The sequence below is a fragment of the Streptococcus mutans genome (genome assembly GCF_006739205.1).
GTDB lineage: Bacteria > Bacillota > Bacilli > Lactobacillales > Streptococcaceae > Streptococcus > Streptococcus mutans.
Map to the genome: position 1 here is coordinate 1,691,964 of NZ_AP019720.1, position 11,982 is coordinate 1,703,945.

Consider the following 11,982-nt stretch of genomic DNA (forward strand, 5'->3'; position numbering starts at 1 on the left):
TACCCACTACAGATATTATGAACTGCACCATAGCTGATAACTAAACTTAAAGACAGACATAGCAACAAGTGGAAAATCTAAACCGAAACATTTCAGAATCCAGAATAACAGAAAACCATTCTTGATACTGTACAGACATAGGAGATAATGATATAATCAGCATATTGAGAGGAACTGAGCCATCATGACAATAAAAGAAGATTTAGGACGGCGGATTAAAGCAGAAAGGAATCGCAAGCAACTCACACAAAGCCTTTTGTGCGGAGATGAAACAAAACTGACCATTCGACAGCTTCAGCGGATTGAGGGCGGGCAGTCTTTGCCGACCCTAGAAAAATTAGAATTCATTGCTGATCGCTTAGGAACTAAAATAGCCGACCTGCTGGAAGGCAGCGATATCCAGCTGCCAGATGATTACTGGGAGCTAAAGGGGCAGATTGTTAAATTTCCCACCTATGCTGATAAGGAAAGACTTCAGCAAAAACAGGAGCTGATCGAAGAAATCTATGACAAATACTTTGATATCCTGCCTGAGGATGAACTGCTCTTTTTAGATTTGTCAGAGAATATCCTAGACAGTTTTCATGAAAAAGACATTCCTAACATTGAGGAGATTTACGACGATGCCTTTGAGCAAGTCCTCAAAAAGGAGACCTTTGCCTTTAATGACTATCTTTACATGAGCTATTTTTTACAAAAGTGCGGAAAAACAGCGGACTATGATCAGACAACTTTCAAGTTGCTTGAGCAAAAATTGCTCAAGCAAGAGCTAACAGTAGACGAACTTTATAATATTGAACTTTTGATTGCTGTTATGGAGGCATCAGGTGTTTATGCCCTTCATAATGATTACCAGAATCTTCTTCCTTTAATGAAGAAGGCTCAGCGAATTATTGATAAGGCTCAGCTTCACACCTATAAACCGCCACTTTTAGAACTTGAAGCCAAGTACTATGTCAAGGTTGTCAAGGATAAGAAAAAAGCTAAGGAACTCTATCAGCAAGCCTTGGTGATGGGCGAAGTTCTAGGTGATCCTGTTATAATTGCAGATGTTAAGATGGAGATGGCAAATGATGGGATAGACTAGCAAGAGAGGTTATTAAGTTTAGCATAACAAAGAACTTTAGCGTCTATACTTTCAAAGTAAAAGGGGAAGTCACTAGTACAAAAAGGATGATTCTCTTTAGAAAAATATTCTTTTTCCAAGAGGTGACACTAATGTCGTTGTTGCTTTGAGGAATCTGGGGTAGAATAGACTCATCAAATGAAAGGAAGTCTTTATCAAATGAACTTGAAAAAAGTATTGGAAATTTTAACTACCCTTGTTATGTTAGTAATGGCCGTGCGCTAATAATGAACATCTATTAGACACTACTTCTCTTCAGTTAGACAATCTCTAGTAAATTATTAATTATAGCAACTAGCTCTGTAATATCTATAGTAGGTATATTTACCTGCTAAGGGTATTACAGGGCTTTTCTTTTTTGATTTATTAGATTAGTACAGAACACTTTTTACTGTAACTTATTAAAATAAACAAAAAGACAAACCTCCAAAAAGAAATTTGTCTCCATCTTAAAGAATTATATCTGTCTATGTCAGAACAGCAGCAAGTCCCGCTCCTGCTGCAACAACTGCTGCTCCTGCTATAACCCCATTATTAAAGTCATTAAGATTAATTCCATTCAGCTCTTCAACTGTGACCTCTTCAAACATCAACTCTTTTTCCATCTTTTTCCTCCTTCTTTTTAATTTCTTGATTTGTTTTAAAATTTGCAACTGCGACTCCTGCTGTAAAAACAGTAAGAATCGACAAGGTACTAACTAACAAAATTTGAAAATTCGTTAATATCTCATGATTCTTTAAAAAACTTGAACCTAAATATGCTAATATTAATGTTATGAAAACTTCCAAATAGAGTAGCTTTCTTGAAAGTAATATTTTCACAGGAACTCCTCTCTATATTAAGTGATAGCAACAGCAACAGCTAAACTTCCTCCTGCACCTACTGCTACTCCTAAAGCATAAGACCCCCAACCATTTAATTCTTCTGAAGTAACTTCCTCAAATTTTAAAACAGACAGCTTTGTCTCATTTTTATTTTGTCCTTTCATTCTATCACCTCCCTTCAAAATTATATTAGAAATTTGATTAAGCTATAAAATAACTGGCTGTAACAATGCTTGCCAAATTAACTTTCCAAAGTTAGTGTTTAATTCGTCAACTTCAATTTCTTGATAAAGATTCACATTAGACATTTGCTTCTTTTCTTCCATTTCATCACCCCCTTTCAAAGTTTTTATCTCTAAAAACTGAGCTTAAAAAGAATTTTGACTTTCAATTTTTTTAGAAATCAATTTGAGAGCTTTTTCTAAAACATTTAGATTAATATTAATCGGTGGCATAATAGACAGTCCCTCTTCTTCTTCATTAACGTAAAGATAAGTAAGTATCCCAAGTTTTTCTAACGACTTCATTAGCTGTAACGATTGGTTGCTTTCTGTCCTAATCGCTGTCATAATTCCCTGATTACGGTAGAACACATTTTGTGAATCTAAGACATTTGAAATACTATCAGAAATATCTTTGACTTTGCCTTTTATAACGTCTCTAGACTTAAGATAGTAATCCAGAACAATATTAGCCGACTCTAATCCTAAAAGATTCCCATTTTGAGTTGAGAAATGCTCCATCGTTTTGGGATTTTTCTGTAATTTTGCATCAACTTCTTCATTAACACAGACGCAGCCAAAAGACGTAATGCCGTTATTAATAGCTTTACTGAGGCATAAAATATCCGGTTTTTCAGATAACTGTTGGAAATAAAACGGCTTCCCTGTTTTAAAAAATCCAGTAGCTACCTCATCAAAGACAATCAAAACTTGATTTTTTCTCAGTAGTTTTAAAAGTGCATTGAAAAAATCTGTACTGGCAAAGTAGATACCTGCCGAAGCCAAAATCGGTTCAATCATCATGACATCATAGAAGGAAGCTACATTGGCAATATAATCTAGGACATTTTTTTCTTGTTCTGCAGATTTGGGGTAGTCTATAAACGTTACTTCTCCATATTTCGGATAGAAAGAACTATTGATTTCTTGATCAATACCACTCACTGAAACACCGCCAAAGAAGGTTCCATGATAAGAATCTTTAAAGGCTAGAATACGATTATTTTCCCCCTTCTTATTGGTATAATCAGCGATTTTTAAAGCTAATTCTGTATTTTCTGAACCAGAATTCGTATAAAGAACTCGCTTAAAAGCATGCCCTGTTAGCTCTAAAACTTTTTGGGCCACTTCATCGTAAATATCATGTTGAAAAGAATGAATATCAAGATAAGGGAGTTTTTTATTTAATACTTGATCAAATCGCTTGGAAACCCGTTGGTAGAGAGAATCAATATAACCAAGTGAAGTATTCCATAAACCACTTCTTAAATCAAGATACTTCCTATTTTGACTATCATATAAATAAGTGTTATCTGCCCTGACGGGCTTGAAATCATACATGGTTTTATTATCATAAGCACCGTTTAGCAAAGCATAATTTTTCATTTTTCTCCTCACCTTCTAAATAAAATGGCCAAGTAAACTATGAATAAAACTAATAATGGAAAGAATGATCATAAGAAAATTTACGATACCTAACAAAAAGATATCTAATCTGAACTTTTTATTCTTTGAAAACATATCCTTGAAATAAGCCATGTAGTCCTCTACCTTAAGCAAGTTGCTAAGATACCAATAACCATCTAATTTTAAAAACGGCAATAAATTGGTAACAATAAGTCCTAGATTGACAATGATTAATCCAAATAGGAAATTAGATGGATATATCAAAGCTATTAAGGTTAAGAAAAACCAAATAGCAACTTGAAATTTTACACCAGCTAAAACCAACTCATTCTTCTTTCTTCCTTTTAAGATTTTATAAAAAGGAACCTTGATAAAGAAGACAGGCATAGAAAAATATCTCAAAGAGAATCCAAAAGTAACTTTAGATGGTTTCAAATACTTATAATAAACTGAGAAGTGAGCATACTCATGCAATGGGAGAATTATCACAGTAGTCACAAAATAAATAGCTACCATATCCCAAGCTGAAAAGTGTCCCAGTGAAAAATGAGTCAAATCAACAGAGGTTGCTGTTGCTACAATAGGTAGCAAGATAAAACTGCTTATTAACATCAAAAGTGTTAAATACCATCTATTTAAAAATAAAGAAATTTTATAGAAAGCATTAATCTTAGAACTATCTAAAATTAGTCTAATCAGGTGAAAGTTGGTCCATTTTCCTCTCCTATAAGGAGAGGTATAAAAATCGTGCAGAGGGTTATCAGGTTCTTCAATAGCTTCCAAATACTTTTCCAAATGATGGTTGGACGTAATCATACGATCGTTTCGGACATTATATAGCCATCTTCTATTATCGTTAATTTGGTACTGAATATCCTTATATTCTTCTATTGTTTGATACATTATCTACCTCCTAAATGATAGTATAACCATAATCTAAAATGAGATTTTGTCCACGCATAGCTCTGCTGTTCTTACTTAGAAGGAAAAATAGTGTCTGACTAACATCTTCAACAGTCACAAACTTCCTATAAGGAATCTTTGCTAATAAGCGTTTCCCAAAGCTCGAAAATAACAGTTCCTTATTACTATCATTAATGATATATGAAGGCGAGATTGTATTGACCCTGATATCCTTATCCTCTATTTTAGCGTAATCAACTGATAGATTTTTTGCCAATTGGATTAAGGCACTTTTGGCAGGCCCATAATCTATTCTTTGTTCGTGAGCAACAACACCATTTTGCGAAGCTATAAAAACGATAGAAGCTTTGTCAGACAGATAGCTATAAATTGCCTTCATAGAAAAGAGAGCTGCCTTTACATTAATATCAAATGTGTTTTCCCAGTCCTTAAGTGTTACTCCAAATGCATCATTCATATAATTAATACCAGAAGTAAACACAACGCTGGAAAAGTTTAGGTCTAATTCTTTTAAAAAGGTTTCCATCTTGTGGAAAGAATCATCTTGTCGAAAATCAACAGAAAGGTACGTTGTTAAACTGCTAGATTTTTTAGGAAAATCAATTCCAACGATTTGATCAAAATCCTCGGAATAATTTTTCAAAAAGCCCTGACAAATATGGCTTTCTGAACCAATTAAAAGCAAATTATTCTTCCCCATGAAAAACTCCTTCTACCATGGCATAATTATCTAAATCTTTGATAATTTTCAATCTAAGACCTGATTCTTTAAACAGTTTTTCTAATATTTCATAGGAATAAGAATATTTAACAGAAAAACCTATTTTCTGAGGACTTACCAAATTGTAGATAATCCGTTCTTCAGATTGATCAAAAAAGTTAACATTGTAAAATTTTTCACCATCTATTTGGCTAGATTGTATAAGGCCAGCCGTTGATTCAAAAAAGCTTTCTTTTAAGAAGTCAAATACAATTCTCTTGATATGGGGCTGAGTTTCTTTAATCTTTTTCAAAAAATCATAGAAATCTCCATGACTGAAAAGCGAAACTGAAGTTGCTGGAATAATAATGACCTCGATGTTTTTCTGCGGAAGATTCCCAATTTCTTGTAGGGTAAGAGAATAAATCCTATCTCGGCCTTCATTGGTAATATACTTTGCCATTTCTTTTGCAGGCTCTAAACCAAAAATATTATAGCCATCTTCAAATAAAGGGTTAAAAATTCTACCTGTCCCACTACCAATTTCTAAAATGGGCATTGACTTATCAAAAAATTGTTTATAGCTGTCAATATCATCCTCTAACAATTCATCTTGATTAACAATTGATCGGTAGTAGTTCGCAAAGATATCATCCTCATAAAGATTCTCAATGATTTCTAGCTCTTCTGCTCTTTTTTGAAGCTTACTAAAAATTAATGATTTATCCATATACTTGCAGCTTCTCCTTCACTTGACTCATTAATTTCTTATTGTCAATGTTACCGGTCTTATCTTTAATGATGTATTCTAAATATTGGGTAACTAAATCATTCACTTTAAATAAACGCCCAGTTTTAACATTAAAAGCAAAATGTGCACTATCATTTTTAAAGGCAATCCATTCTAACTGGTTAAGCGGTAAATCGACTGCTTCAATTTGATAGTTGTTATATGGGGTAATAAAATCTACTTCCCCGTAAATATATGTAATATCTAACAAGGCTGTCAACAAATATTTTACATTCTCTTTTATTAATAAATTATCAATTTCCGATAATTGCAAACTAGCTTGATTATGGAGTTTCTGGTAGCTGTCTCCTGAATTCCCAAGTCTCATTTTCGCTTGAGAATCTAAATAAAACTGCCCCTCCATGAAGTATAAGGAATTTAATTTAGCAATTCCCGCTAATACACCATAATCCGCAATATAATTTGTCAAACTGATTCGTCCAGAATCGACAAACTGCCTAAAAAGTTTTCTCAAAGACTCCTGATTCAAAATCTTAAAGTTTAGCTTTTCAAAATCTGCCACAGATTTAATAATAATAGGCCACTCTTCTTTAACAACTTTGTTATTTGTATAGACAGCACTGTTGATTGCAAAATGATTTAGTAAATTATGATTTTCTGAAATAAATTTCCCCAAATCATCAACAAAAGCGTGTTTCAATAACCCTTTAGGCAAATTTGTATAAGTAGCAGTTTTAAAGGCTTTAAAGCCATTTTGAAAGATTTGCTCTGTCTTAAGAGAGCTTAGTTTGTGATATAAATCATGATTTTCCAATTCAGTTTTAATTTCCTGTATTTTAGAATTTTCAAGTAAGTTATCAAGATCTTCAATATCAATTACTTCAATTTTCATATCAAGTTGGGCTTTTAAATAGCTAACAAGATGTTTTAATCTATTATTTTCTTCAAGCTTAATAAAGATATATTGATCAAATTCTAAGAATTCCAAGTAATCAATAAAATCTTCAAAACTTTGTTTATCAAAATCAAAATAATCCAAGCTATAGTTTTGATCAATTTGAGTTGATAATTTCAGTGAATACAGCAACTCATCTTTTTCAAAGACAAAATTTAATCCAATCATATTCTCCTCCATTTTAACCTCCTTGTAATAAGGAAGACTAATTTATTTATGAGTAACTAGCTTTTCTTTTGTTGTCTAGCTACTGTAACAATTAGGATCAAAAGAACCAAAAGCCAGATAAATAAACTCAATATTTGTAAGGTGGCATGGTGCCAAGAAAATTTTTCCCATTTGGTAAAAAACTTCGTAAAAAGACCCATAAAGCTATAGTCTGTCACTTTGGTAACGGTTTTATCCATACCAGATAACATTGGTAAGAAAGCCGAAATAAGCATCGTTGGAACCGCAACAACCTGGGCCATAACTTGTGATTTGACAAGTAAGCCTAACAATAAGTAGAGAAGTGCGATTACTAAAGCTGTAGCGCTACCGACAAGACAATAATTTACTAAATGATCAATCGGCACATCCAAAATAAGTGGAGTAAGCGTCAGATAGACTACTGTTAAGACAATTGGGACAACTAATGTTGATAAGAGGTACTCACTAGTATTAACACCGCTAAGCAGCAGAGTTTTTAGTGTTTTCTTTTCTTTTTCATCTGCCAAAATAGTTAAAATTGGATTGCCTACAGCTAGGACAATGGCAAAAGGAATACAGATCATCAGATAGGCAAGAGCCATTTGGGCTTTTGGACCAGACTGACTGTCTATCATAAAACGATAAAGATAAATCAAAGCTGCAGGCATAAGTACTTGCAAGAGAATGCTCTTATTAGAAAGAATAATCTGACATCGCAACCAAAGAAGAGCCATAAATTGTCTAAACATTGAGTTTACCTCCTGTTAATTGAATAAAAATATCTTCTAATGTCGGTTCGCAAGAATGAATTGCAATTATTTTTTCACTATCACTAGCCATCGCTTGACCTAGTTCAGTAAAATCTAAAATTCTTTCCGAACCATCTTGATAATTCAACTTAACCCGTTTGTTTTGATTATACTTCTGAATTAAATCTTTTGGACTGCCCTGTTCAACTAGCCGGCCTTCATTAAGCAAAGCCAATTTATCACAAAGCAGGGTAGCCTCATTCATATCATGGGTAGTTAGAAAAATGGCAGTCCCTGCCGCTTTTAGTTCTAAAATTAAAGAATGAATAGTCTGAGAAGTAGCCGGATCAAGACCTGAGGTCGGCTCATCAAGAAATAGAACGCGAGGCTTATTAATTAATGCACGAGCTAGAAGCATCCGCTGCTTCATACCTGTCGAGAGCTTTTCGGCTACTGTTTTTCGACTGTCATAGAGACCGACCCGCTTGAGGAGATTGTCAACAGTCGTTTTATCTATCCCATAATATTTACTATAAAAAAGCAGGTTATTATAAAGAGATATTTTTTCATAAAAACCGCTGGTATCACCGACTAAACCGATTTTCCCTAATTCTTGACTCGTTAATTTGCGGGAGTCTTGTCCTAAAATAGAGGATTGACCGTTGTCTGCCATTAACTGTCCGGTTAAAATATTGATTGTCGTGGTTTTTCCTGAACCTGAAGGTCCAAGAAATCCAAAGATTTGACCCTTTTCAATCGAAAAACTAATAGCATCAAGTGCAACAGCCTTGTTAAAAATTTTTCTGATATCTTTGGCAACAATAACTGGAGTATTCATACGTTTTCCTTTCTTAACGGTATAGCATTATTATAAAAGATAAAAAAACAAAAAGAAAGTGACATCAATGTCAGACGACATTAATGTCACTATAGAAAATTTATAGATAGTCTCTCAATTCTCTGATAAATCTTTTCATTAAAGAAACAACAAAACTTGTTAAAGTCTGAAGCATCAAAAAGGTGCTGTAAAAATGGAGCTAAATTAAAGTCTAATAGAGGATATCGTCATTTTTAGTTGATAATATAGGTTTCACATTACTAACAAAGATAGAACCCAGTATAATAATTTTCCTTTAATACTTTTACTAACTCCTTAAATTATGGTATAATTTGAGTAATTGTAACAATCAAGATTAAATCTATTACTCGTAAAAATTTCATAAATTTTTGTCAAATGTAGTTATATTTGACTGATTTTTTGTAGTTTGGATTAATCATGATATGACAGAAAGGAACACTATGATTTACAAAGTTTTCTATCAAGAAACTAAAGACAGCAGCCCACGCCGCGAACAAACCAAAACTTTATACCTCGATATTGATGCTCAAACCGAACTGGACGGACGTATTCAAGCTCGTCAATTAGTTGAAGAAAAAATAGCTTATAATATTGAATTAATAGAACTTCTTTCAGATAAACACTTGGAGTATGAAAAAGAAACAGGTGCCTTTCAATTAACGGAGTTCTAAAATGGCAAATATTAATTTAAAACCTGAAGAAGTTGGCGTTTATGCTATTGGAGGTCTAGGTGAGATTGGTAAAAATACTTACGGTATTGAATACCAAGATGAAATCATCATTGTTGATGCAGGGATCAAATTCCCTGAAGACGATCTGCTCGGTATTGACTATGTTATTCCTGACTATTCTTATATTGTTGACAATGTGGATCGTATAAAAGCTCTCGTCATTACACATGGACACGAAGATCACATTGGTGGGATTCCATTTCTCTTAAAGCAAGCCAATATCCCTATTTATGCAGGACCTCTGGCTCTAGCTCTCATCCGCGGTAAATTGGAAGAACACGGTCTCTTGCGTGATGCTAAGATGTATGAAATTAATCATAATACTGAGTTAACCTTTAAAAATCTTAGCGTCACTTTTTTCCGAACAACTCACTCAATTCCAGAGCCTCTAGGAATTGTCATTCATACTCCTCAAGGTAAAGTTGTCTGTACAGGTGACTTTAAATTTGATTGGACACCTGTTGGTGAGCCAGCAGATATCCACCGCATGGCCGCACTGGGTGAAGATGGCGTTCTTTGTCTCTTATCTGATTCAACCAATGCCGAAATCCCAACTTTTACCAATTCTGAAAAAGTGGTTGGCCAGTCCATTATGAATATCATCGAAGGTATTCATGGACGTATTATATTTGCATCCTTTGCTTCAAATATTTTTCGTTTACAACAGGCTGCAGAAGCTGCTGTCAAAACAGGCCGTAAAATTGCCGTCTTTGGACGTTCGATGGAAAAAGCTATTGTCAACGGTATTGAACTGGGTTATATAAAAGTACCCAAGGGGACTTTTATAGAGCCAAATGAAATCAAAGAATATCATGCTAGTGAAATCATGATAATGTGTACAGGCAGTCAGGGAGAGTCTATGGCAGCTCTTTCACGAATTGCCAATGGAACACACAGACAAGTTCAATTGCAGCCCGGTGATACCGTCATTTTCTCATCTAGCCCAATTCCTGGTAATACAACTAGTGTTAATAAGCTGATCAATACCATTCAAGAAGCTGGTGTAGAAGTCATCCATGGTAAGGTCAATAATATTCACACATCAGGACACGGCGGACAACAAGAACAAAAATTGATGCTGCGCCTTATAAAACCTAAATTCTTCATGCCTGTTCATGGGGAATACCGCATGCAAAAGGTTCATGCCGGCTTAGCTATTGATACCGGTATCCCTAAAGACAATATTTTCATCATGGAAAATGGTGATGTCCTAGCTCTAACCAAAGATTCTGCTAGACGTGCCGGTCATTTCAATGCGCAAGATATTTATGTTGACGGTAATGGTATTGGTGATATTGGTACAGCGGTTCTGCGCGACCGACATGATCTTTCCGAAGATGGTGTTGTCTTAGCAGTAGCAACTGTTGATTTTAAAACCAAAATGATTTTAGCTGGCCCAGATATTCTCAGCCGCGGTTTCATTTATATGCGTGAATCTGGTGATCTCATCCGCAGCAGTCAACGCATTCTTTTCAATGCGATTCGTATCGCTCTAAAAAATAAAGAAGCCAGCATTCAATCGGTCAATGGCGCTATTGTCAATGCACTACGCCCATTTTTATATGAAAAAACAGAACGTGAACCTATTATCATTCCTATGATATTGACACCAGATAAGTCTTAAATCATAATTGTAAGCAGCTATTATTAAAGAGCTTGTCTAAGCCTAAGCAAAAACGCTATTCTTTGCCCCATCCTTAGCCAGTGTCTACAGACATTGGCTTTTTATTTTGTCTAAAACAAAAAAGACAAGCCTCAAAAAGCTTGTCGTCAATCTGATAAAAGAAAATCTTCTCTAATTTTTTTATTTTAGTTAGGATAAATATAACTGACACTGCCTGGTGTTCCACTATTATTTGGATCAAACCAACCACGATAGTTATCAACCCATTGTTGATCTTTATAATTGGATTCCAGTACTTGAACTTTACCATCTTCACCAACAGCTGTGACATAGGCAACATGTCCATAACCACCATCTGTCCAACACATAATAGACCCTACTGCCGGAGTGTTACCGACAGTGTAACCTTGTGCAGAAGCACTAGAGGCCCAATCACCGCCATTGCCCCACCAGTCGCCTGCCCAAGTTGCAACAGCTTTAACCCCCCAAGTACATTGACCAACAGGATAAGTATTGGCATTCGCATCATTCGTTTCAGTGGTTGCTTGCGTAGTGTCAGTTGGCGCTGCCGCCTGATTATCCGGTGCTGCCGAACCATTAACAGTTAAAGTCTGACCCGGCAAAATCAGACTGGTAATATCTTTTCCATTCATAGAAGCTAACTCATAAGCATCCATATGATATCGTTGAGCAACACTGAAAAAAGAATCTCCTTCTTGAAGAGTATAAGTGTCTGCATCAGCCATTTTATTTCCTAAAACAACTGTTGCTGCCGTAGCCGCAACAGTAAACACAGCTTTTTCCAAAAATTGTTTTTTCATAACGATTATTCTTAACTTCTCCTTTTAGTAATAGTAACATCATACCGAATTATTATTTCAACTTTTTTAAGAAAAAGAAGTTTTTCTATTACTAATTGAT

Annotated in this window: 14 protein-coding genes; 3 read left to right on the plus strand and 11 right to left on the minus strand. The window is 34.7% G+C overall.

The genetic code is table 11. The features are described 5' to 3' along the window. Nucleotides 1-184 precede the first annotated feature (184 nt). Nucleotides 185-1,087: a helix-turn-helix domain-containing protein gene (locus FNL60_RS08580; RefSeq protein WP_002262469.1), complete on the plus strand. Its 903-nt coding sequence runs from the start codon at nt 185-187 to the stop codon at nt 1,085-1,087. A gap of 506 nt (nt 1,088-1,593) precedes the next feature. On the opposite strand, the gene FNL60_RS08585 is transcribed toward FNL60_RS08580, so the two are convergent. The 10 genes from FNL60_RS08585 to FNL60_RS08625 all read right to left on the minus strand — a co-directional run bounded on the left by FNL60_RS08585 (nt 1,594) and on the right by FNL60_RS08625 (nt 8,685). Further along, nucleotides 1,594-1,731: a hypothetical protein gene (locus FNL60_RS08585; protein WP_002262470.1), complete on the minus strand. Its 138-nt coding sequence runs from the start codon at nt 1,729-1,731 to the stop codon at nt 1,594-1,596. Further along, nucleotides 1,709-1,948, minus strand: coding sequence for a hypothetical protein (locus FNL60_RS08590; protein ID WP_002262471.1), 240 nt, complete (start codon nt 1,946-1,948; stop codon nt 1,709-1,711). The genes FNL60_RS08585 and FNL60_RS08590 overlap by 23 nt, the downstream gene beginning before the upstream one ends. Nucleotides 1,949-1,965: 17 nt before the next feature. Then, on the minus strand, nt 1,966-2,115 hold the full coding sequence (locus FNL60_RS10385) for a hypothetical protein (protein WP_002271212.1): 150 nt from the start codon (nt 2,113-2,115) through the stop codon (nt 1,966-1,968). 204 nt (nt 2,116-2,319) lie between these two features. Continuing rightward, nucleotides 2,320-3,558, minus strand: a complete 1,239-nt coding sequence (locus FNL60_RS08595) for an aminotransferase class III-fold pyridoxal phosphate-dependent enzyme (protein WP_002262473.1) — start codon at nt 3,556-3,558, stop codon at nt 2,320-2,322. 15 nt (nt 3,559-3,573) lie between these two features. Beyond that, the gene (locus tag FNL60_RS08600; RefSeq protein ID WP_002262474.1) at nt 3,574-4,482 is read right to left on the minus strand and encodes a hypothetical protein; all 909 of its coding nucleotides are present in this window, start codon (nt 4,480-4,482) and stop codon (nt 3,574-3,576) included. Nucleotides 4,483-4,492: 10 nt separating this feature from the next. Further along, nucleotides 4,493-5,203 (minus strand): SDR family NAD(P)-dependent oxidoreductase, encoded by a 711-nt coding sequence (locus FNL60_RS08605; protein ID WP_002262475.1) that lies wholly within the window; start codon nt 5,201-5,203, stop codon nt 4,493-4,495. Continuing rightward, on the minus strand, nt 5,190-5,933 hold the full coding sequence (locus FNL60_RS08610) for a methyltransferase domain-containing protein (RefSeq protein ID WP_002262476.1): 744 nt from the start codon (nt 5,931-5,933) through the stop codon (nt 5,190-5,192). Before FNL60_RS08610 ends, FNL60_RS08605 begins: the two co-directional genes overlap by 14 nt. After that, nucleotides 5,926-7,089: a hypothetical protein gene (locus FNL60_RS08615; RefSeq protein WP_002280298.1), complete on the minus strand. Its 1,164-nt coding sequence runs from the start codon at nt 7,087-7,089 to the stop codon at nt 5,926-5,928. The genes FNL60_RS08610 and FNL60_RS08615 overlap by 8 nt, the downstream gene beginning before the upstream one ends. A 44-nt stretch (nt 7,090-7,133) precedes the next feature. Beyond that, the gene (locus FNL60_RS08620; RefSeq protein WP_002280297.1) at nt 7,134-7,847 is read right to left on the minus strand and encodes an ABC transporter permease; all 714 of its coding nucleotides are present in this window, start codon (nt 7,845-7,847) and stop codon (nt 7,134-7,136) included. Beyond that, nucleotides 7,840-8,685: an ABC transporter ATP-binding protein gene (locus FNL60_RS08625; protein ID WP_002280296.1), complete on the minus strand. Its 846-nt coding sequence runs from the start codon at nt 8,683-8,685 to the stop codon at nt 7,840-7,842. The genes FNL60_RS08620 and FNL60_RS08625 overlap by 8 nt, the downstream gene beginning before the upstream one ends. Before the next feature lie 461 nt (nt 8,686-9,146). On the opposite strand from FNL60_RS08625, the gene FNL60_RS08630 reads away from it, so the two are divergent. Continuing rightward, nucleotides 9,147-9,377, plus strand: coding sequence for a DNA-dependent RNA polymerase subunit epsilon (locus FNL60_RS08630; protein ID WP_002268030.1), 231 nt, complete (start codon nt 9,147-9,149; stop codon nt 9,375-9,377). A gap of 1 nt (nt 9,378) precedes the next feature. Then, complete coding sequence (gene rnjA, locus FNL60_RS08635; RefSeq protein ID WP_002264907.1) at nt 9,379-11,061, plus strand: ribonuclease J1; 1,683 nt, start codon at nt 9,379-9,381, stop codon at nt 11,059-11,061. A 185-nt stretch (nt 11,062-11,246) separates the two neighbouring features. On the opposite strand, the gene FNL60_RS08640 is transcribed toward rnjA, so the two are convergent. Then, nucleotides 11,247-11,882 (minus strand): COG3942 and LysM peptidoglycan-binding domain-containing protein, encoded by a 636-nt coding sequence (locus FNL60_RS08640; RefSeq protein WP_002264906.1) that lies wholly within the window; start codon nt 11,880-11,882, stop codon nt 11,247-11,249. Between the last annotated feature and the right edge of the window lie 100 nt (nt 11,883-11,982).

Bases quoted from the DNA above. Each gene is read 5' to 3' on its own strand.
- FNL60_RS08640 (WP_002264906.1), bottom strand. From the start codon at position 11,882: ATGAAAAAACAATTTTTGGAAAAAGCTGTGTTTACTGTTGCGGCTACG.
- FNL60_RS08600 (WP_002262474.1), bottom strand. From the start codon at position 4,482: ATGTATCAAACAATAGAAGAATATAAGGATATTCAGTACCAAATTAAC.
- FNL60_RS08620 (WP_002280297.1), bottom strand. From the start codon at position 7,847: ATGTTTAGACAATTTATGGCTCTTCTTTGGTTGCGATGTCAGATTATT.
- FNL60_RS08580 (WP_002262469.1), top strand. From the start codon at position 185: ATGACAATAAAAGAAGATTTAGGACGGCGGATTAAAGCAGAAAGGAAT.
- FNL60_RS08625 (WP_002280296.1), bottom strand. From the start codon at position 8,685: ATGAATACTCCAGTTATTGTTGCCAAAGATATCAGAAAAATTTTTAAC.
- rnjA (WP_002264907.1), top strand. From the start codon at position 9,379: ATGGCAAATATTAATTTAAAACCTGAAGAAGTTGGCGTTTATGCTATT.
- FNL60_RS10385 (WP_002271212.1), bottom strand. From the start codon at position 2,115: ATGAAAGGACAAAATAAAAATGAGACAAAGCTGTCTGTTTTAAAATTT.
- FNL60_RS08585 (WP_002262470.1), bottom strand. From the start codon at position 1,731: ATGGAAAAAGAGTTGATGTTTGAAGAGGTCACAGTTGAAGAGCTGAAT.
- FNL60_RS08610 (WP_002262476.1), bottom strand. From the start codon at position 5,933: ATGGATAAATCATTAATTTTTAGTAAGCTTCAAAAAAGAGCAGAAGAG.
- FNL60_RS08595 (WP_002262473.1), bottom strand. From the start codon at position 3,558: ATGAAAAATTATGCTTTGCTAAACGGTGCTTATGATAATAAAACCATG.
- FNL60_RS08605 (WP_002262475.1), bottom strand. From the start codon at position 5,203: ATGGGGAAGAATAATTTGCTTTTAATTGGTTCAGAAAGCCATATTTGT.
- FNL60_RS08615 (WP_002280298.1), bottom strand. From the start codon at position 7,089: ATGGAGGAGAATATGATTGGATTAAATTTTGTCTTTGAAAAAGATGAG.
- FNL60_RS08630 (WP_002268030.1), top strand. From the start codon at position 9,147: ATGATTTACAAAGTTTTCTATCAAGAAACTAAAGACAGCAGCCCACGC.